We start from the raw sequence: 19,668 nt of genomic DNA, 5'->3' as shown, positions 1-19,668 counted from the left end.
CTTCTATGCGAAATATGATTAAGTATGTTAAAAGAAAGATATTTGGCTATTTAGTTAATAGAAAGCTAAAAAAACCTTGTGAAACGCTATATGTAAATAGATTCAGCGTGGTTAATAAAAACACAACGTTGGGAAATAATGTTCATTTTAATGGAATAAAAATCAGAGGTACTGGAAGAGTCTTTATTGGAGATAATTTTCATTCAGGCGAAGAGTGCCTATTGTTAACCGATATGCACAATTATAGAGGAAAAGCTCTACCATATGATGAAACTCTAATAGAAAAACCTATTGTTATTGAAAATAACGTGTGGTTGGGTAGCAGAGTTATAATAATTGGAAGGGTAACGATTGGTGAGGGAGCAATTGTACAAGCCGGTTCTGTAGTTGTAAGAGATGTCCAACCTTTGTCGATTGTTGGTGGTAATCCTGCAATAGAAATAAAAAAAAGACCTGCGGAAGAGTATTATAAATTATTATCAATGAAGAGTTTTTATTGATGTTTTGGTTAGTTGTATGTGTTTTTATATTGAGCTCATTCTTAGGCGTCTTTTTCATGGAGCAAGGCGCGTACAGTATAACTTTAAAAGGTAATGGTTATGCTAATAATGTTACGAATGCTTATATAATTCATGTGATATTTTTTTTTGCTGGAGTTTATTTATGTTCTAAAATTAAATTTCTAAAATTAGAACATAGGAGTCCCAATACAATAGCAATTAAAAGAATAGTTTACTCTAGGTTTTTTTTGATAATACTATTTTCTCTTATCATTGTATGGTTTGGTTTTGGTGGAATAAAAGTAATGCTCGGAGGGATAGATAAAGCACAATTTAGAACTAGCTTAGGTCCCTTTGGTGCATTAATGTATTTACTAGTTAAGTCTATTGTGCCAACGTTGCTAGCTTACTACGCCTGTTTAGTTAAAAATAATAATAATGGATACTATAGATTATACCTTATATGCATAATATCATCATTCCTCGCACTAGGTTTAGGATTTAAAGCTTTATCTATTACAATTGTTTTACCGGCTTTTTTTATATTAAAAAATAAGCTTAATTTACTTAGTATGATGAAGTATATTTTTATTTCAGTTGGAGTTCTTTTTAGTACAGCTTATATCTTTAAAGATGAAAATACGGATATTTTAGGGGTCTTAGAATTTGTATTCGAAAGAGCAACTATAATCCAAGGTGATGTAGCTTGGTATGTTTGGAATAGTACTGAAAAAGCGATTAAAAATTTTGAATTATTCAAGACTCTTTATCCTGCAATCGGGGAGAGTAATTTTGCATTATTAACTGGAGTTACACAAAGTAATTATGATGTTTGGGTTGATTATCATTTTGCTCAAAGTTTGACAAGGTTTGTAGGGTATGATAATAACGCTTTGCAATATGGTTTTACTGTGACTGGAAATGTTTTTTCCACAGCAGTTTTTGCATTGGGCAAGCAGTTTTTTTGGATATACTCATTTTTTGTCGGCAGTGTATCTGCTATCGTATATAAAATTTTTATCGAACTTTTAAATAAAAAGTACTACAAGCTAGCATCTGTAATTGCAAGCTTTATGGCTTTTAGTGTTATAGGTTGGATAAATAGTGGAGAAATTATTAAATTATTTCATATTTCCACAATTTTTTATTTAATTTTCTCATATTTGTTACTATGCTTTTTAGAGAAAAGGCTTACATGGAATAATGAATTAAAATGATAATTTCTGTTCAATACTTGAGAGCGTTAGCATCTATATTAGTAGTAATTGTTCATGCCTTTGAATTGCATAGAATATATTTTAAAAAATCAATAGGTATATCCGAAAAGATATATATGTTTGGTGGGATTGGAGTTGATATATTTTTCGTAATTAGTGGTTTTATTATGATGTATATTTGTTCAAAAAAACCACTTGTTTCATTTAGTCAATTTTTAAAATTTTTCGAAAACAGAGTTATACGTATTGCACCATTATACTTATTAATTACTTTTTTTCTTGCACTATCCCTATTTATTTTTCCATCATTATTCAATCGTACTAAGTTTGATTTTATTCATCTTATATACTCTATTTTTTTTATCCCTTATTTTAATTCAGCAGAAACTTGGCATCCTATACTAGCACAGGGCTGGACATTGACATATGAGTTTCTTTTTTATCTTTTAATGGGTATATCGTGTTGGCTCTTTGGTAAGCGAGGTGTTTATGTTTGTGCCTTCTTTTTATTGATAAATTATTTCTTTAATGCAAGCTTAGATTATTCTACATCTTTAGAAAGAATATTTTTTGAACCTAGATTAATACAGTTTTCTTTTGGTATATTTTTGGGCGCGCTTTTTCTATCAAACAAAATCCTAGCCGGAGTTCTACCGAATTTGCTTGTTTCTTTTTTGTGTATAATTTTGGTTATGTATTGGGTGATAAATTTTGAATTAGTTGATGACATTCAACGCGCTTTCTTATGGGGTGTTATTTCCTTTTTGATCTGTTATTTTTTCATTTCTAATGAAAATTTTTTAAATAAATTTAAATCTAACTTTTTTTTATCCCTTGGTGACTCATCATATTCGCTGTATTTAACCCATAATATTGTTTTAGCTGTTGCCTTTAAATTATTAGTGTTTTCTAAAGTCCATTTATCATTTTATTTTGTGATCCCTTTAGTAATATCGTTGTGTCTTTTTGTTGGCCATTATACGTATACATTTATTGAAAGGCCAATCACCTTAATTTTTAAGAAAAAGGCGTAAAGATGTTAAGTTTTATAAAGCAAATATTAAAATTCGACCCTGTAATAAATAACTATGCTTGGTCTTCAATGACTCTAAATAGAGTTGGTAATTTCGAACTCTTTGTACCTAAAGGAAGGGCTGGATTATTTATAAGATTATTTCTTTACATTTATAAAGGTATTAGATCTGTATCTGATTATAAGTTTTTTAGTGGATACGAAATATCAAACGAAAATAATAGTAAACTCCTATTTTATTATGGTTCTCTAAATCAATTTAAAGCGTTGAACCCTATAGTCTCAAAAGTCCGTGGAATGACTATCAGCGAAAACAGATGTGCAGATTTTAAATTGCAATATTTTAATTGTTTTTTATTTTCTTTTTTGTTTTTGCCTATTACGGTATTGAAATTGATTTCTGTTAATCAATATGTGTTTAATTCGTTTAGATTTAATTTAGATGGTTATTTAATGTCTATTGGTTATTATGTGGAATGGTTAAGGGTGCTAAATAAATTATCACCAAGGGCGGTTATTGTATCTAATGACCATAACCCGTCTAACAGAGCACTAATCAGCGCATGCAAGTCATTAGGTATAAAAACTTGTTTTATTCAACATGCTCCTGCTGTCTGTGGTTTTCCTGCTTTAGATTACAATTTAGCTCTTCTGGAAGGGAAGCATGCAATAGCATGTTATGATGTTGCACCTGAATGCAACGTAAAGTTTGTAGGTAGCTATATATCTTCCCATGTAAATAATAATTTATCTGAAGCAGACAATGTGCTTTTTTCTACAGGTTTAGTGAGTAATATAAATGAATCAAGTTTAGTAATAAAAAATATTTTAGAATTAAATAAGAGAATTATTCTTCGCCCACATCCTGCAGATCCACGACTAGAACTCTGGAAGCAAATAAGTAATAACCATAATATAAGTTTTAGCGATCCTAAGCTTGAGTCACCCATTACAGCGCTTCAATCTTGTAATGTTGTAATAGGAGCTATGTCAGGTTTGTTGTTAGAGTCGGCAGTGCGCAGTAAAGCAGTTTATTGTTTTAATGGGCAGAATACTGTTCCAGATTGGTATGGATTAATTGAAAATAAGGTTTGTGGAACTTTATCGTTAGATAACTTAAAATCTCTGGCCAATATTTTTGATTTTGAAAATTTGGTTATTCATAGTGCTCAGTGTTTTAAATCGGCATCTTACTATTACGAAAATATTGGTGTTGGTCAAGATGAATATTTAAATCAAGTACATAATGCTATCCATGAGTGTTTACTATGAATCGAAATTTAATTTTTACATTAGGTGCAGAACTAATTGGTAAGATAGCTCCATTTATTCTAATTCCAGTTTTAACACATTATATACTGCCTGAAGATTTTGCTATTTTATCTTATCTTATGATCAGTATTCCTTTTTTAGTGATAATCATATCTTTCGGAACAATTGGAAGTATACCTGTTTGGTTTTATAAATATAGTGATGAGTTCAAACTACATTTTTCATCTTTGCTTATATTCTATTTTGTAATTGGGTTGTTGATAGTTTTATTTACTTTTTTATTTTCCTATATATATAGTCAACCTTTATTTTTGTTAGGCAGTATAATCGGTTCTTTGAGTGTTTTTTTTCAAGTTTTTACTGTTTATTTTCAGTCATGTAAAGATTTTAAAACCCTTTTCCTATTTCAATTGACCTATGCATTTTTTACGTTATTTATCACATTGTATTTTTTGAGTTACTTTGAATCTGGAATGTATGGAAGAATTTATGCGTGGTTAATTTCATTGCTTTTGTCATGCAGTATTTTTTATGTTTTTTTAAAAAAAGATATTGAATTATTAAGTGGCTTTTCATTTAGAGCAGTGAAAGCTGCACTTGTTTTTGGCTTACCGCTAATTTTGCATCAAGTATCCGCTTGGTTACTAAATTCAATAGATAGGTTTTGGATAGGTGAGTTAGTTGGGAAAACTGAGCTAGGGATTTATTCTGTAGCTACACAATTTGGTATTATTGTTAATATTTTGGCAGTTGCTTTAAATCGGTACTTTCAACCCATTTCTTTTGAAGAATTCAAATTAAATGGGTGTACAATTAAACAATATGTTAAAAACTTTAAGTCTTTTTCAATGATATTTGTTCCGCTCAGCACTATAAGTGTGTTATTCGTATATTTAGTCCTTCCATACATTTTAGGTTCTGATTATTCGGGGGTTGATTTCATTTTTTTATTTATGTCGTTAGGTTTTTTGTTCAATGGTTTATATTTGGTTTCCGCAAATGCGCTTTTTTTCTTGGAAAACACAAAATCTTTATCATTAATGACTTTTGCAATGGCGAGTTTCCATATTGTTTCTAGTTATATTTTTATCTATTTTTTTAAAATTAATGGTGCGTTATTTTCGATGGTTTTAACTTGGTTTTTGATGTTGTTTTTTTCTATTCTACTGTCTATAAATAAAATTGGTGAACATGAAAGTAATATATAATTCAATTAATACCAATAGTGCTGGTACATCTAATGTTTCTAAAGTTATTTTAAGGGACGATGAGTTACGTGCAAAAATTTCAAAGTTTATTGTAGAGGATAATGCCTTCTTTGATGATGTAAATTACAGTGAGGTCCTAAAAGTTAATTTTAATAATTTCAAATTATTTAAAAGATTTTTTTATGATTTTTTTGTATTTCATCAGTTTATCAATGAGTTAGATGCTGATGTGGTTGTCATAATGGCTAATTATAGCCCTAGAAAAATAAAATCTAAAAAGATTGTAATTATGAGACATCCCTACCTTGTTGATAAGGAAGCCTGGAGGCAAATTAAATCTATAAAACACTACTTAATAGAAATAATTAGAAAGTTAATGTTTAAGCTAACTTTGAAAAGCACTCAGGTCTTAGTTTTGCAAACCAATGCCATGAAAGACATGTTTCTCGTTTCTTATCCAGAATATACTGGTTTAATTAAGGTTCTTGGTAATCCTGTGTCAAAACGCATTTTAAAATTAAGAGACTTACCAATATCTTCATTTTCTTCTCGCCAGAAAGCTTTTTTTTACCCTAGCCGTTATTATGCGCACAAAAACCATGAGCTTATTATTAGCCTTGTACTTGCATATCGCGATTGGTTTGAATCTAGTGGGTATTTTTTTATTATAACTCTCGATGTCAATGGAGAGGGTAAACACATCCTTGAACAGATAGATAAAAACAATTTATCTGGTTTAATTGTTAATATAGGTGAAGTTCCACAAGAAGTTATTGTTGATTGGTATCAAAAATCTTTGATTTTATTTTTTCCATCGCAAGCAGAAACTTTTGGTAATTCATTAGTAGAGTCTATGTGCACAGGGCTTCCAATTGTAGTTGCGGATAAGCCATATTCACATACCCTATGTGGTTCTGACGCAGTTTATTTTTCAAATGATGCTATATCTGCATTCGAGGCAATTAATACTTCTATAGATAATTGGAATAAGTTTTCGGAGGGCTCTCGAAGGCTTTCATCTTCATTGAAGAATCCCAGTGAGTGGAACTTTGAGTTACTTTCTTAACCTTTAGGTGTTTTATGTCTGTCTTTATCTCCGTTGTATCTCATAATCATGCGAATTTGATTAATCGAATCAAATGTTTAGAAGGTTTGTGCCTAAAGTTTCATGTTATAGTTAAGTCTAACATTGAAGGTGATGATTTTTCTGAACTCAATATGAATAAGAACTTTCATTGGATAAATGAATCATATGGGTTAGGTTTTGGTGCAAATAACAATTATATTTATAATTATGCTAAAAATTACTTATCTATGAGTGATGACGATATTTTTATTGTTCTCAATCCTGATGTGATAATTGAATCATCTGCTATAGAAAACCTATCTTATACCATGTTTTATAATGGTTTAAAACTTTGTGCGGTTAACCTTTTTCGTGACTATGATTTTTCAAATTATGACAATTCAATTAGAAGTTTTCCAAGTTTGTTAGATTTCATATCTTCTTTTTTGTTTAAAAGAAATAACTCAGTTTTAGATAAATCACATATTGTTGAACAGTCAACAGTTGATTGGGCTGCAGGTTCTTTCTTAGCATTTAAAGCCTCTCATTATAAATCTTTAATGGGATTTGATGAATCATATTTTATGTATTGTGAGGATATAGATATTTGTTATCGAAGTAAGGCGAACGGAGTTCCTTTAATTTACCTTCCTTATATTAAAGCCGTTCACTTAGCTATGCACAACAATAGGCGTATTTTTTCAAAGCATTTCTATTGGCATTTACGAAGTGTTGTAAGGTTTGAATTGGTTAAGCACAAATTAGTAAAACCAAGCTCAACTGTTAATGAATTTTTTTGGAAGAATTAATGAAAATCTCTATTGCAGGAACAGGCTATGTGGGCCTCTCCAATGCTGTTTTATTAGCTCAGCACCATCAAGTTACTGCGGTTGATGTTATCGCGCATAAAGTGGCGTTAATCAACGCTCGCAAATCACCGATTGTTGATGCTGAGATTGAAGACTTTTTAGTACATCGCGAGCTTAATTTAACGGCGACATTAGATAAGCAACTTGCATATCAAGATGCTGAGTTTGTGATCATTGCAACTCCAACGGATTACGACGCAAAAACCAATTACTTTAATACTTCTTCAGTTGAGTCGGTTATTCAAGATGTGTTAGCGATTAACCCTCAAGCGGTGATGGTAATTAAAAGCACAGTACCAGTAGGCTTTACTGCTAAGGTCAAGCAAAAATATAACAGCGATAATATTTTATTCTCGCCTGAGTTTTTGCGTGAGGGGAAAGCTCTTTATGATAATTTGCATCCTTCACGGATTATTGTGGGTGAACGCAGCGAGCGCGCTAAAGTCTTTGCTGATTTATTAGTGCAAGGCGCAGTGAAAAAAGATATTGAAGTGTTATTTACCGATTCGACCGAGGCCGAAGCGGTTAAATTATTCTCTAATACTTATCTTGCGATGCGTGTAGCTTACTTTAATGAGCTTGATACTTATGCTGAGACTCATGATTTAGATTCGCGCCAAATTATTGAAGGGGTGTGTTTAGATCCGCGTATTGGTAATCACTACAATAATCCATCCTTTGGTTACGGCGGTTACTGTTTACCGAAAGATACTAAACAACTGCGGGCCAACTATGCCGATGTGCCTAATAGCATTATTGGTGCAATCGTTGAATCAAACACTACCCGTAAAGACTTTATTGCTGAATCTATTTTAAGACGTAATCCAAAGGTCGTGGGCATTTATCGCCTAATTATGAAATCTGGTTCGGATAACTTTCGCGCGTCCAGCATTCAAGGCATTATGAAGCGCCTTAAAGCTAAAGGGATTGAGGTCATTGTTTATGAGCCAGTGCTCAATGAGAAAGAGTTCTTCCATTCCCGCGTAGTTACCGATTTAACAGCCTTTAAAGCGGTTGCTGATGTTATTGTGTCAAATCGTATGGCTAAGGAACTGGCAGATGTGGCAGATAAAGTCTATACCCGCGATCTGTTTGGAAGCGATTGAGGCTCAACTGCATAGTTGTGAGTGTTTTTAGTGTGATATCTATTGTTATAGTTATTTTGTGGCTACTGGTTTAAAGGCCAAAAGCTGGATCCCCGCCTTCGCGGGGATGACGGTTACTATTTAGTGGTGTAGCATTCACCTGTTACCTTAAGTGAAGCGCTGAGCTTTTAACTTTTACTGCATACCGCGAACTAAGTGTTCTGTTAGTGTGTCTGAAAACTTCCAATTTTCTCGAATCTAGTAGTTGTATAGTACCTCTCCAGAACGGTAAAGCCCGCTCTCTTTTCTGCATTATTATTGAGTCGTTTTATGTCAACAAACATCGCTGTTTTATTTGTGTTTTTTATCTCTTTTATCAGTTTGTTTGTGTTTCGCAAGATTGCAAAAAAAACGGGATTAGTGGATAAGCCTAATGATCGCAAGCATCATACTGGGCAGATTCCGTTAGTTGGTGGGATCTCGGTTTTTTTTACCATGATGCTTACATTGCTCTTAGCACCTGAATTATTGCTGGCGCCGCAATTGTATGCCGGATGTGCCTTTATTCTTGTGGCCATAGGTGTGATTGATGATCGTTATGATATTAGTTTCAAGTTTCGCCTTGTTGTACAAGCAATTATTTCATTGTTGATGATTATGTTGGGCGAACGTAGTTTGCATAATCTCGGCTATTTGATGGGCAGTGAGGCGTTGCAAATACCTGAAGTTGCCAGTTATGTGTTAACTGTGGTGGCGGTTATCGGTGCAATCAATGCCTTTAATATGGTGGATGGTATTGATGGATTGCTTGGTGGTTTAGCATCAGTCACCTTTGGTGGTTTGGGTATCTTGTTTTATTTACATGGTATGCATAGTTTTGCCACTTTCTGTGCACTGCTTGTGACTGCTATGCTGCCTTACATCATGCTCAATTTAGGCTTTCCATTTGGTAAGCGTTTTAAAGTATTTATGGGTGATGCAGGCAGTATTTTCATCGGCTTTACCGTGATATGGCTTTTGATTGTGGCAAGTCAAGGTGAACGAGCAACTGCAATTAGGCCTGTAACCGCACTTTGGCTTATTGCGCTGCCGCTGATGGATATGGTGTGCATCATGATCCGTCGTATTCGTAAAGGCCAATCGCCTTTTAAGCCAGATCGAGAACATTTGCACCATATCTGTCAACGTGTGGGGTTATCATCCCACATGTCATTATTAGTTATTTGTGCCGCTGCAAGTATGATGGCTGCAATTGGAATTTGGTCCGAGCTTGCTAAAGTGAATGAAAATATAATGTTTTTTGCATTTTTGGCTACTTTTACTTTGTATTTTATCGTTATGAATAATATATGGCGGATTACTGCATTTTTGCGTAGAGATTTTAAATTTAATAAGTCTATTTAATGGCTTAAACCGAGCAGTGCATTTTCTGTTGCTTCATGGCTTATCTGTTTCATCTGTTACTGCTATAATTCTGTGTCATTTTTCTGAAATAAAATGTTAGTAAAGTCATTTTTATAATGATGTATTTGGCTTAAGGAAGAGATTATGGAATACCTCATACCACTTATTACTGTGTTTTGCTTAACCTGTGTTGCAATTAAAGTGTTTAACCCTATTGCTCAACGGGTCGGTTTAGTAGATTTACCGAATGAACGTAAGTTACATGTAGGTGCTATCCCCTTGATTGGTGGCATATCTATCTATTTTAGTGTGCTACTTGTTTCGAGCATCGTGATAGAGCAGAGTCAAGTTTTTAACCTATACCTGATTTCAGCTGCCTTAATTCTTTTTCTGGGTGTCCTTGACGATAAATATGATCTTTCTGTACGGGTGAGAATGGCTGCACAGGTGATTACGGCATCAATATTGATCTTTGGTGCAGGACTATATTTAACATCATTTGGTCACATTCTACATTTTTTTGAGTTCAAATTAGGCTATGTAGGTATTGTTGTTACAGTTTTAGCCGTCATAGGTGCAATCAACGCTTTCAACATGGTAGATGGTATCGATGGTTTGGCTGGCATGCTGAGTTTAGTTACCTTTTCATCTTTAGCTTTTTTGTTTTATTGGGCTGATAACAGCTGGTTTATGTTACCTTTGTTGTTTATTGGAGCAATTGTTGGGTACTTGCTTTTCAATTTGAAATGGCCGTTTCCTTCTTTTGAAAAAATCTTCATGGGTGACGCCGGTAGTATGCTAATCGGTTTGACTGTCGTATGGATGCTTGTTATTGGTACTCAACCTGATACGAGTGTGTTTAGCCCTGTCACTGCGTTATATTTAATCGCTATTCCGCTCATGGATATGACCGCAATTATGTATAGACGTGTAAAAAAGGGCATGTCGCCATTTAAGCCCGACCGTGATCATTTGCACCATATCTTTGAGCGTGCTGGCTACAATCGTAAGCAAACATTGATCCGAATTTCATTAGCGTCTTTATTGCTTGCTGTTATCGGTGTAGCAGCTGAGATTGCACATGTTCCTGACTCAATTATGTTTATTACTTTTTTGGCTATTTTTGCAGCGTACAATTGGGCTCTATCTAATGTATGGCAATTATTGACTTGGATTCGTAAGTAATCGCTCTTATAAATAGTTAGTTTCAAAATGCCAATTCATTTGAATTGGCATTTTGCTTTTTATCATTCGTTGAAGGATTTTTTATGTCTAGGAAGTATTTTGGAACTGACGGTGTGCGTGGCAAAGTTGGCTCTTTCCCTATTACGCCTGATTTTGCGATGAAGTTAGGTTGGGCAGCGGGTACTGTGCTGGCGTCCACGGGCACTAAAGAAGTACTGATTGGTAAAGATACTCGTAGCAGTGGCTATATGCTTGAGTCGGCAATGGAAGCGGGGTTTTCTGCTGCGGGCGTGAATGTTGCGCTCATTGGCCCTATGCCTACACCCGCGGTGGCGTATTTAGCCTCGACCTTTAGGGCTGACGCAGGGTTGGTGATCAGCGCATCACACAATCCATTTTATGATAATGGCATTAAGTTCTTTTCTAATTCCGGTACTAAGTTAAATGATGCGCAGGAACTGGAAATCGAAGCCTTGTTAGAAAAGGCGCTGAACCAGAATGCAATGGAGTGTGTTGCCTCGGAAAAACTGGGAAAAGTACGCCGTATTGATGATGCTGCCGGTCGTTATATTGAGTTCTGCAAAGGCACTTTTCCAAATCATTTGTCTCTAGCGGGATTGAAGATTGTTGTCGATAGTGCCCATGGTGCTGCATACCATATCGCGCCTAATGTTTACCGTGAACTCGGTGCTGAAGTGATTAGCATCAATGACAAACCTAACGGCGTGAATATTAATGATCACTGCGGCGCGACACATTTAGACAGTTTGCAAACTGCGGTTATGGTGCATGAAGCTGATTTAGGGATTGCGCTCGATGGTGATGCTGACCGTGTTATGTTTGTCGATCACAATGGCCATGTAGTGGATGGTGATGAGATTTTATTTATCCTTGCTCATGCTGCTCACTGCAAAGGCGAAATGGTGGGGGGCGTGGTTGGTACCTTAATGTCAAATCTTGGCTTAGAGCTTGCGCTTAAGCAGATGGAAATTCCTTTTGTTCGCGCAAAAGTAGGCGACCGTTATGTAGTTGAACAGCTTAAAGCGACTGGCTGGCAATTGGGCGGTGAGGGTTCAGGACATATATTGAGTTTGCAGCATGCTTCAACGGGTGATGGTATTGTTGCATCCTTACAGGTACTTAAAGCTGTATTAGAGTCAGGTAAACGTTTAGCCGATATTAAAGCGGGGATGACTAAGTTCCCGCAGGTACTTATAAATGTACGTTTAGCTACGGCTAATGCCGACAGCATTTTAGCGACGACGAGTGTTCAGCAAGCCGTGATTAAAGCAGAAGAGATTTTAGGTGACCAAGGGCGAGTGCTGTTGCGCAAATCCGGAACAGAGCCGCTTATTCGCGTAATGGTCGAATCCACGGATACTATAATGACGCAGACTCAAGCAGAATATATCGCGGATGCGGTTCGAGCGGCTTAAACCTTAGAGCTATTTAAGCTAACGGTTATACGTGTTCATTCAGGTATTGATATGCTGAATTTTGAAGCCAGAAAGTTGTATGCTTTCTGGCTTTTTTATTTTAATGCTTTTTATTTTTGGGGTAGGCGATATGCGAGTGCTAGTTACTGGTGGTGCAGGCTTTATCGGTTTAGCCTTGGTGCGGATACTGATCCAACAAACAGACTGTCATGTACTTAATCTTGATAAGTTAACCTATGCGAGCCACTCTGATGCTTTCGCCGATATTGCTGCTAATGAGCGCTATCATTTTATTCAGGCTGATTTTGGGTTGCCTTAGAAGCAAGAACTGCTTTTTATGGTTAACAGGCCGTAATGGTGACGCTAAGTAATTGACTTGGCGCTGTCGTGACTAATTTTATATCTTGGTCTGGTTTAATGATAAGTATGTCGTATGGCATGATCTTGATGCTCTCCCCATTATGCTCCCATGTCATTGTATCTAAACAGCAGAGTAGTTGAACGATAGGCGCTTCTGTCTTGTTATGGTGTGCATCGATGGCGGTGTTCGATATGGCCGCATGTTTTTCGATAAATATGCCATTAACGTTGAGCCTTTGAGTCAGCGCTTTAAATGCTGCGCGTTTGGTCATAACATTAAAATCAATAACATCACTACCTAATAGTTTGCTTGTTATTGAGGTTTCACCTGCAAAGCAGAATGGGTTATCTGCGGGTGTAAGCCTCTTATATTCAGTTGTATCTGCGTCTCCCTGTATTCTTTCTTCTCCCCTAAGGTCAATCAGCTGTTTTGCCTCTTCACGACTATTGATGTTGAGTTCGACACCATCGCCTTCAAGGATAACCAGTTGTCTGTCTATGCCAATAAATGAGGAAAAGGGTCCGTTGCTACTAATGCTGGCTATGCTTATTCGATAATCAAAGTTGGATAAATCCGCATTACTTGGGGAAATAAGTAACTGTTTGGTACTGCCGCCGCCATTTTTCCATGGTGTTGATGGGCAATCTTGGTAGCGGATCAGTTGCGTGTGTTTATCTGAAGTCATTCCTTTGTCTCTGTATTTACCTTGAGGTTTATTAATGATGCTCGCTCAACCTTGAGCGTATATTTGTTCTGCTATTGTTTCTTTTCCAATACATAATTAGCGGCCAGATCGCCGGTAATTCTTTTGCCTTCAGTATCTAACATGATCAGTTGATTTTCGCCGACCAGATATTGTGTGCCATCATCCAAGGTGATTTTTTGGCCTTTCTCATCCCACACCGCTTTGCCTATCAATTTAAAAATCTTCTCATCTTTACCCAAATAAACCGTTTCTTGAACAAAGCTATTATCAGATTGTAATGTGATTAGGGTTTGAATACCTTCGCAACTGGCGCATGGCAACACACCTTCATAGCTGCCTGCCCAATCGAGTGAATTTTGACTGGTATCGCCGACAGGGACGGTTGTAGCGGCTTCTGTTTGAACTTGGGCTGTATTAACCGCAGTGCTTTCTTTTGAGGCTTCTGAGCAAGCCGTGGTAAATAAGGCCAGCAGCGCGATGTAACATAGTGATTTGTTCATAGTGGCTCCAATAGCATTTCAGGGTGTTATGGATTAAGTGTATTCATCATACCCGTCAAGGTTGGCAGAGCCTAACTTTGACTATTCCTAATTTATAACAATAGGTTAAGTTTTGTGTCTTTGTATTCCACGTGGCGAGAGTGTTAGTGATTAGCCTAAAGTCTGTAACTAATAAGATGATAATTTATCCTTTGAAACTAGTCACTTTCGAGATTGAATCTATACTAAAGCTTAACTATTCATCGTATGCGTATTACCATGCATGGCGATCGCCTAATAACATTCATGCCGATCATCCAATAACATTCATGTCGATCGCTCAATAACATCGCAAACCGATCACTTTTGCTTCTTTATGGTAAACCCTGATCGACATGCATGTTATTGCGTGACTTTTTCTCCTCGCTTCGTTAAACCCGCACTTTCTGCTCATTTAATCTGAGGAAAGTGCATGTCTGCGAGGCCTATTACTGTGAGAAAACTGAAAGAAATTCTGCGCCTAAAATATCAGGCTCGCCTATCACACAGGCAGATTGCGCTTAGCCTTCATGTCTCCCCTAGCACGGTATCCTATTATGCTAACCGTGCTGCACACCTCGGGATCCATGACTGGCCACTCAGTGATATCTGGGACGATGTCACTTTGGAACGTGCCTTTCTCAACACTCAAACTGTGCATAAAAAACAGTACAAACCCCTGCCTAACTGGGCCATGTTGCATCAGGAGTTAAAACGACCGGACCAAAAAGGCATGACACTTGAGCGATTATGGCAAGAGTATGCTGAGCGTAACGGCCAAACACATTACAGCTATAACCACTTTTGTCGCTTGTATAAAGAGTGGGCTAGCGTGTTGCAACCGTCGATGCGTCAGACCCATATCGCCGGAGAAAAACTGTTTGTCGATTATTGTGGGCAAACGGTGCCCATCATTGATCCGCACACTGGGGAACTGCTTTACAAGGCTCAAATCTTTGTCGCGGTATTGGGTGCATCTAACTACACCTTCGCCGAAGCGACTCGCTCACAACAGCTCGAAGACTGGGTAATGAGCCACAAACGGGCATTTGAGTTCTTCGGCGGTGTGCCGCAATTAGTGGTACCCGATTGCCTCAAAAGTGCCGTCAGTGTGGCACGCAATACCGATCCAGACTTGAATCCGACCTATCAAATGTTAGCCGCCCATTTCGGCACAGCGATCATGCCGGCGCGTCCCCGTAAGCCCAAAGATAAATCCAAGGCTGAAGTCGGCGTACAAATCGTCACCCGCTGGATTTTGGCGGTGCTGCGCCATGAAGTGTTCCATAGCCTAGCACAGCTCAACCAGCGCATTGGTGAGTTGTTGACGCGCCTCAATCAAAAGCCCTTCCAAAAGCTCCCCGGTAGTCGTGCATCTTTGTTTACCGAGTTGGATGCGCCTGCGCTAAAGCCCTTACCCAGTTACCGTTATCAGTACACCAAAGTGCAACAGGTACTCGTGGGCAAGGATTACCATGTTGATATAGAAAAACACTATTACTCAGTCCCTTACGCCTTACAGGGTAAGCGATTAACGGTACAAATCACGGAGCATACCCTGGTGTTTTATCACCATGGCAAGGTAGTCGCCGAGCATGTACGCAGTCAGCGTAAAGGTCAACACACGAGCCTGAGCGAGCATATGCCCGCACATCACCAGGCACTGCTCGAATGGTCGCCCGAACGCTTGCACCACTGGGCTGCCTCGATAGGGCCCTATACCGCACATTGGGTGCATGAGTTTATCCGGCAAGCCGAGCATCCGGCCCAAGCGGTAAGGCCCTGCTTGGCACTGTTAGGGCAAAGCAAAACCTACGGTAAAGACCGGCTAGAAGCGGCCTGTTTACGGGGCCAGCTGACAGGGGCTAACCGCCTGCACAACATTCGCGCCATGCTTAAAAATGGCTTAGAGCAGCAGCCAATCTACACCAACAAGCACGACCCACTGCAAGCCATCAGCCACGACAACGTGCATGGTGAGAGCTACTTCCACTAACGTCAATAAATAACAAGGAGACAAAGATGCAATTACGCGTCGAAGAACAACTTAGCCAACTGCATTTAGGTGGCGTGAAGCAAGCGCTCGCACAACAACAAGAGCAAGCCATGCTTTATCAAGACATGAGTTTTGAAGAGCGGCTACAACTGCTGCTCAGTCACGAACTGCTACAAAGAGAGCAACGCAAAATCAATCGGTTAGAAAAACAAGCCTGTTTTAGGCTGATGGGGCAAATCGAGCAACTGGACTATCGTGCCAGTCGAGGGTTTACCCCCGCACAGATCCGCCAGTTGCTAGAAGGTCACTGGCTGAGGCATCAACAAAACCTACTGCTAACCGGCGCGGCAGGGTGTGGCAAAAGCTATCTGGCCTGCGCTCTGGGACGTTACTTCATCCGCCAAGGCATGGGTGTGCGCTACTATCGCTTAAAAACGTTGCTTGAGGAAATGCGACTCGCCCAAGCCGATGGCAGTTACCCTAAGTTGATAACACAACTGACTCAAGTTGCGATCTTGATTTTAGATGACTGGGGCATGGAAATGCTGGATGCGAGCGAACGCAGTAATCTACTGGAGATCATCGATACCCGTCATGGCAAGGTATCCACCTTGGTAGCGAGCCAGCTGCCAGTGGATAAATGGTACGCCATGATAGGTGAAGCAACTTTTGCCGAAGCCATCTTAGACAGGCTGATCCATCGTGCTGTGAGAGTGACGTTAACGGGTGAATCGATGCGAAAACAGGGCACAAACTTGACGCATGCCGATCAAGCAGAGTAAAACAAAGATGTTGTAAATGCGGGAAGAAAAATCGTGATCGGCATGATGTTATTGACTGATCGAAATGATGTTATTAGCCAATCGTAGACGGTGGTTCTGTGGCGTTATTTAAGAAAAGTGCTGATGTTATCGAGGATACACCCCATAAGCCTAAACAAGGCATTTGGAAAGTTGCCATTATTGATGATGAGCCTGGGATCCATGAGGTGACTCGATTTGCTCTGAAAAATCTGACCTTAGATAATCGGGTATTACAGTTTTATTCCTGTTACAGCGCTGCGGAAGGCTTAGCGTTACTTCAAACCGAAACAGATATCGCATTGGCTTTTATTGATGTGGTCATGGAAACCGACCATGCCGGATTAGAACTGGTTCAAAAAATCCGTACTGAATTAAATAATCACAGCACCCGCATCATTTTACGCACAGGTCAGCCGGGACAGGCACCAGAAGAACAAGTAATTCGGGATTTTGATATCAATGATTACAAGGCCAAAACAGAACTTACCGCGGCTCGGCTTAAGTCTTGTGTCTACACTTCGCTGCGTTCCTATCGCGATATTAAAATTATCGAGCAAAGCCAAAAGGGGATGGAGAAAGTCATTGCCGCCTCTACCTCTGTGCTTAAAAGCCATACATTGCATAATTTTGGCAGTGCGGTGCTCGAACAGACCCTGCAGTTACTCAATCTTGAAAGCTCAGCCCTGTATCTCACGAGTTACCATCAAGACCTTTACCTCGATACCCAAATGAACCTACTGGCCGCCACGGGCGATATGGTCAGTTACTGTGAAGGTGGCAGCGTTGAGACGCTACCAGGGGATGTACGTGAGTATATTATTGAGGCCATTGCGCTAAGAACTTCGCTCGTTCGTGACAATATTTACGTTGGATTTTATGAGCTAAGTGGCCATGTCACCAGTATTTTATATTTGCAACACGACACTAAGTTAACGGATTTTCAAGTCAGTATTCTTGAGTTATTTGCGGCGAATGTGAGCTTAACCTTCGAGAATTTGTCGGGCCGTGAAAATGTACAGCAAACACAAAGGGAGCTGATTTTAATCATAGGCGATGCCATTGAGCAGCGCAGTAAAGAGACCGGAGCCCATGTACGCCGGGTTGCGCGCATGACTGAAATGCTCGCGATTGCCATTGGCATGAACGCCGACTTTATTGAAACGATTCGTTACGCCGCGCCTTTGCACGATGTAGGTAAAATAGGTATCCCTGAGAGTATCTTACATAAGCCAGGCAAGCTTGATGCCGAGGAATGGGCGATCATGCAAACCCATGCTGAGAAAGGCTATAACTTGCTCGCAGGCTCAAATCGTATTATTGCCAAAATGGGTGCCCGAATCGCTTATACCCACCATGAGCGTTGGGATGGGCAAGGTTATCCCCGTGGAATTGCTAAGGAAGATATTCCCATTGAAGGCCGACTCATGGCGATTGTCGATGTAATTGATGCCTTGCTTTCCAAGCGCAGTTACAAAGAGGCGTGGTCAGTCGATGCGGTGCGAGAGTATATTTTGGCGCAATCGGGTAAGCAGTTTGACCCCGTATTGTGTGAAGCTAGCCTAAAACTGTTAGATGCGTTTGCCTCCCTACATATCCATATTCCGGATGAACCGCTATGACCCGAATGCTTGATCGAATCCTATTTGATGTTAGTAAATCTCAGGTTATTGATGAGGGCGATCTCATTCAAGCCTCGCAACTTATTGTGAGTTCAATCTGTAAGGGATTACATATCTCGCGGGCGGGCATTTGGTTGTTTGGTCAGGATAATCAGACTATCGCTTGTTATTATTTACTCGACCACCAACAGCCGCAAGAGGCGTTAGTGCTCACTCGTGCGCAGTTTCCGCATTATTTCAGCCTACTCGACAATGAGCGCACTATTGTCGCCAATAATGCCCAAACCGATCCCGCCACCAAAGAGTTTGTTGAAACCTATCTGAAACCGAATCAGATCACCTCTATGCTAGATAGCCCCATTCGTCACCACGGCAAAATGGTGGGGATTATTTGTTCTGAGCATCAAGGTGAGGCGAGGGAATGGACGCGGGATGAAAAGGCGTTTGCTTCGGCACTAGCCGATCTGTTCGGCCGAGCCATGAGTGCTAAGGAGATCCTCGAATACCAGCAACAGCTCAAACTCATTAATGCCGATTTAGAGCATCAAGTTGAACTGCGAACAACGGAGCTCGAGACGGCCTTATCAACCCTAAAATCGACCCAAAAGCACTTAATTGAGAATGAAAAAATGGCCGCCTTAGGCAGTTTAGTCGCCGGTGTGGCCCATGAGGTCAATACGCCGCTGGGTATCGCGGTGACATCCGTGACCCATTGCTTGGATGAGCTGTCGCTACTAAAAGGATCATTCGAGAAAAACGATCTCGATGAAGATAAGTTTGTCAGCTTTATCAATACAATGCAGGACGGTTTATGTTTAATCGAGCGTAATCTTTCCCGCGCTGCTGAACTGGTGCATAACTTTAAACGTACTGCCGCAGATCAATCGATATTGGAACGTGAGCACTTTAATTTAAAGAATTATATTTTCCAAATTTTTAGTTCGTTAAAGCCTTTAATGCGTAAGAAAAACATCACCTTAAAAGTGGAACTCGATGACAATATTTTCATTGATTCTTACCCAGGAGCGATCGCTCAGATCTTTACCAATTTAGTTGCTAACAGTTTTCGCCATGCTTTCCCCGATGACTTCGCCGCAGATAAACAAATTGATATTGTGGTTGAAAAGGAGGGATCACGAATCAAGATGACGTATCAAGACAATGGCATCGGCATGTCCGATGAAGTGAAAGCCAAAGCATTCGAGCCATTTTTCACCACTGCGCGCCAAAGTGGTGGCACAGGGTTAGGGATGTCGATTATTTATAATCTGGTTACCCAAAAGCTCAATGGTGATGTTTCACTCTTCTCGGCACCAAATCAAGGGTTACGTATTGAGATGCTGATCCCCGAAAGTAGTAAGGGCGTAGATTAGTCAACACTCAGTTCAGC

17 protein-coding genes and 1 pseudogene are annotated in these 19,668 nt (G+C 39.0%); 16 read left to right on the top strand and 2 right to left on the bottom strand.

The annotated features are described in order from the left end of the window. Positions 1–5: 5 nt before the first annotated feature. The 12 genes and pseudogenes from AYJ58_RS17120 to AYJ58_RS17065 all read left to right on the top strand — a co-directional run. Entirely contained in the window at positions 6–500 is a 495-nt protein-coding gene (locus AYJ58_RS17120; protein WP_106651042.1) for an acyltransferase, read from the top strand. 56 nt (positions 501–556) lie between these two features. Beyond that, positions 557–1,717 carry a hypothetical protein gene (locus tag AYJ58_RS17115; RefSeq protein WP_106651041.1) on the top strand — a complete coding sequence of 387 codons (1,161 nt, stop codon included), beginning with the start codon at positions 557–559 and terminating at the stop codon, positions 1,715–1,717. Then, a complete protein-coding gene (locus tag AYJ58_RS17110; protein ID WP_106651040.1) occupies positions 1,714–2,751 on the top strand; it encodes an acyltransferase family protein in 1,038 nt (345 codons plus the stop codon). Before AYJ58_RS17115 ends, AYJ58_RS17110 begins: the two co-directional genes overlap by 4 nt. Before the next feature lie 2 nt (positions 2,752–2,753). Beyond that, complete coding sequence (locus tag AYJ58_RS17105) at positions 2,754–4,022, top strand: hypothetical protein (protein WP_106651039.1); 1,269 nt, start codon at positions 2,754–2,756, stop codon at positions 4,020–4,022. Continuing rightward, positions 4,019–5,230, top strand: a complete 1,212-nt coding sequence (locus AYJ58_RS17100; protein ID WP_106651038.1) for an oligosaccharide flippase family protein — start codon at positions 4,019–4,021, stop codon at positions 5,228–5,230. The genes AYJ58_RS17105 and AYJ58_RS17100 overlap by 4 nt, the downstream gene beginning before the upstream one ends. Then, positions 5,214–6,296, top strand: a complete 1,083-nt coding sequence (locus AYJ58_RS17095; RefSeq protein ID WP_106651037.1) for a glycosyltransferase — start codon at positions 5,214–5,216, stop codon at positions 6,294–6,296. Before AYJ58_RS17100 ends, AYJ58_RS17095 begins: the two co-directional genes overlap by 17 nt. Before the next feature lie 14 nt (positions 6,297–6,310). After that, complete coding sequence (locus AYJ58_RS17090) at positions 6,311–7,105, top strand: glycosyltransferase family 2 protein (RefSeq protein WP_106651036.1); 795 nt, start codon at positions 6,311–6,313, stop codon at positions 7,103–7,105. Then, entirely contained in the window at positions 7,105–8,271 is a 1,167-nt protein-coding gene (locus AYJ58_RS17085; RefSeq protein ID WP_106651035.1) for a nucleotide sugar dehydrogenase, read from the top strand. The genes AYJ58_RS17090 and AYJ58_RS17085 overlap by 1 nt, the downstream gene beginning before the upstream one ends. A gap of 309 nt (positions 8,272–8,580) precedes the next feature. Further along, positions 8,581–9,654: a UDP-N-acetylglucosamine--undecaprenyl-phosphate N-acetylglucosaminephosphotransferase gene (wecA, locus tag AYJ58_RS17080; protein ID WP_106651034.1), complete on the top strand. Its 1,074-nt coding sequence runs from the start codon at positions 8,581–8,583 to the stop codon at positions 9,652–9,654. A 144-nt stretch (positions 9,655–9,798) separates the two neighbouring features. After that, positions 9,799–10,839 carry a UDP-N-acetylglucosamine--undecaprenyl-phosphate N-acetylglucosaminephosphotransferase gene (wecA, locus tag AYJ58_RS17075; RefSeq protein WP_106651033.1) on the top strand — a complete coding sequence of 347 codons (1,041 nt, stop codon included), beginning with the start codon at positions 9,799–9,801 and terminating at the stop codon, positions 10,837–10,839. A gap of 83 nt (positions 10,840–10,922) precedes the next feature. Further along, a complete protein-coding gene (gene glmM / locus AYJ58_RS17070) occupies positions 10,923–12,275 on the top strand; it encodes a phosphoglucosamine mutase (RefSeq protein WP_106651032.1) in 1,353 nt (450 codons plus the stop codon). A 130-nt stretch (positions 12,276–12,405) separates the two neighbouring features. Further along, a pseudogene (locus AYJ58_RS17065) lies at positions 12,406–12,579 on the top strand (NAD-dependent epimerase/dehydratase family protein); the annotation flags it as partial. 37 nt (positions 12,580–12,616) lie between these two features. On the opposite strand, the gene AYJ58_RS17060 reads toward AYJ58_RS17065, so the two are convergent. Both AYJ58_RS17060 and AYJ58_RS17055 read right to left on the bottom strand, forming a co-directional pair. After that, positions 12,617–13,321 carry a HutD/Ves family protein gene (locus AYJ58_RS17060; RefSeq protein ID WP_106651031.1) on the bottom strand — a complete coding sequence of 235 codons (705 nt, stop codon included), beginning with the start codon at positions 13,319–13,321 and terminating at the stop codon, positions 12,617–12,619. Positions 13,322–13,392: 71 nt separating this feature from the next. Continuing rightward, a complete protein-coding gene (locus AYJ58_RS17055; protein ID WP_106651030.1) occupies positions 13,393–13,842 on the bottom strand; it encodes a copper resistance protein NlpE in 450 nt (149 codons plus the stop codon). Positions 13,843–14,293: 451 nt separating this feature from the next. Here AYJ58_RS17055 and istA point away from each other — a divergent pair, with 451 nt between their 5' ends. From istA to AYJ58_RS17035, 4 genes are all read left to right on the top strand, one after another. After that, a complete protein-coding gene (istA, locus tag AYJ58_RS17050; protein WP_106650296.1) occupies positions 14,294–15,856 on the top strand; it encodes an IS21 family transposase in 1,563 nt (520 codons plus the stop codon). 26 nt (positions 15,857–15,882) lie between these two features. Further along, complete coding sequence (gene istB, locus AYJ58_RS17045) at positions 15,883–16,638, top strand: IS21-like element helper ATPase IstB (protein ID WP_088586649.1); 756 nt, start codon at positions 15,883–15,885, stop codon at positions 16,636–16,638. 98 nt (positions 16,639–16,736) lie between these two features. Beyond that, on the top strand, positions 16,737–18,278 hold the full coding sequence (locus AYJ58_RS17040; RefSeq protein WP_106651029.1) for a DUF3369 domain-containing protein: 1,542 nt from the start codon (positions 16,737–16,739) through the stop codon (positions 18,276–18,278). After that, entirely contained in the window at positions 18,275–19,651 is a 1,377-nt protein-coding gene (locus AYJ58_RS17035; RefSeq protein ID WP_106651028.1) for a sensor histidine kinase, read from the top strand. Before AYJ58_RS17040 ends, AYJ58_RS17035 begins: the two co-directional genes overlap by 4 nt. The last annotated feature ends 17 nt before the right edge of the window (positions 19,652–19,668 follow it).

It is taken from the genome of Shewanella sp. Pdp11 (assembly GCF_002838165.1).
Classification (GTDB): Bacteria; Pseudomonadota; Gammaproteobacteria; order Enterobacterales; family Shewanellaceae; genus Shewanella; species Shewanella hafniensis.
The sequence above is the reverse complement of the archived record's forward strand: the minus strand, read 5'-3'. Positions and strand labels throughout refer to the sequence as shown.

Bases quoted from the DNA above. Each gene is read 5' to 3' on its own strand.
- AYJ58_RS17085 (WP_106651035.1), top strand. From the start codon at position 7,105: ATGAAAATCTCTATTGCAGGAACAGGCTATGTGGGCCTCTCCAATGCT.
- AYJ58_RS17035 (WP_106651028.1), top strand. From the start codon at position 18,275: ATGACCCGAATGCTTGATCGAATCCTATTTGATGTTAGTAAATCTCAG.
- AYJ58_RS17100 (WP_106651038.1), top strand. From the start codon at position 4,019: ATGAATCGAAATTTAATTTTTACATTAGGTGCAGAACTAATTGGTAAG.
- AYJ58_RS17060 (WP_106651031.1), bottom strand. From the start codon at position 13,321: ATGACTTCAGATAAACACACGCAACTGATCCGCTACCAAGATTGCCCA.
- istA (WP_106650296.1), top strand. From the start codon at position 14,294: ATGTCTGCGAGGCCTATTACTGTGAGAAAACTGAAAGAAATTCTGCGC.
- AYJ58_RS17115 (WP_106651041.1), top strand. From the start codon at position 557: ATGGAGCAAGGCGCGTACAGTATAACTTTAAAAGGTAATGGTTATGCT.
- glmM (WP_106651032.1), top strand. From the start codon at position 10,923: ATGTCTAGGAAGTATTTTGGAACTGACGGTGTGCGTGGCAAAGTTGGC.
- AYJ58_RS17095 (WP_106651037.1), top strand. From the start codon at position 5,214: ATGAAAGTAATATATAATTCAATTAATACCAATAGTGCTGGTACATCT.
- istB (WP_088586649.1), top strand. From the start codon at position 15,883: ATGCAATTACGCGTCGAAGAACAACTTAGCCAACTGCATTTAGGTGGC.
- AYJ58_RS17120 (WP_106651042.1), top strand. From the start codon at position 6: ATGCGAAATATGATTAAGTATGTTAAAAGAAAGATATTTGGCTATTTA.
- wecA (WP_106651034.1), top strand. From the start codon at position 8,581: ATGTCAACAAACATCGCTGTTTTATTTGTGTTTTTTATCTCTTTTATC.
- AYJ58_RS17110 (WP_106651040.1), top strand. From the start codon at position 1,714: ATGATAATTTCTGTTCAATACTTGAGAGCGTTAGCATCTATATTAGTA.
- AYJ58_RS17105 (WP_106651039.1), top strand. From the start codon at position 2,754: ATGTTAAGTTTTATAAAGCAAATATTAAAATTCGACCCTGTAATAAAT.
- AYJ58_RS17055 (WP_106651030.1), bottom strand. From the start codon at position 13,842: ATGAACAAATCACTATGTTACATCGCGCTGCTGGCCTTATTTACCACG.
- wecA (WP_106651033.1), top strand. From the start codon at position 9,799: ATGGAATACCTCATACCACTTATTACTGTGTTTTGCTTAACCTGTGTT.
- AYJ58_RS17090 (WP_106651036.1), top strand. From the start codon at position 6,311: ATGTCTGTCTTTATCTCCGTTGTATCTCATAATCATGCGAATTTGATT.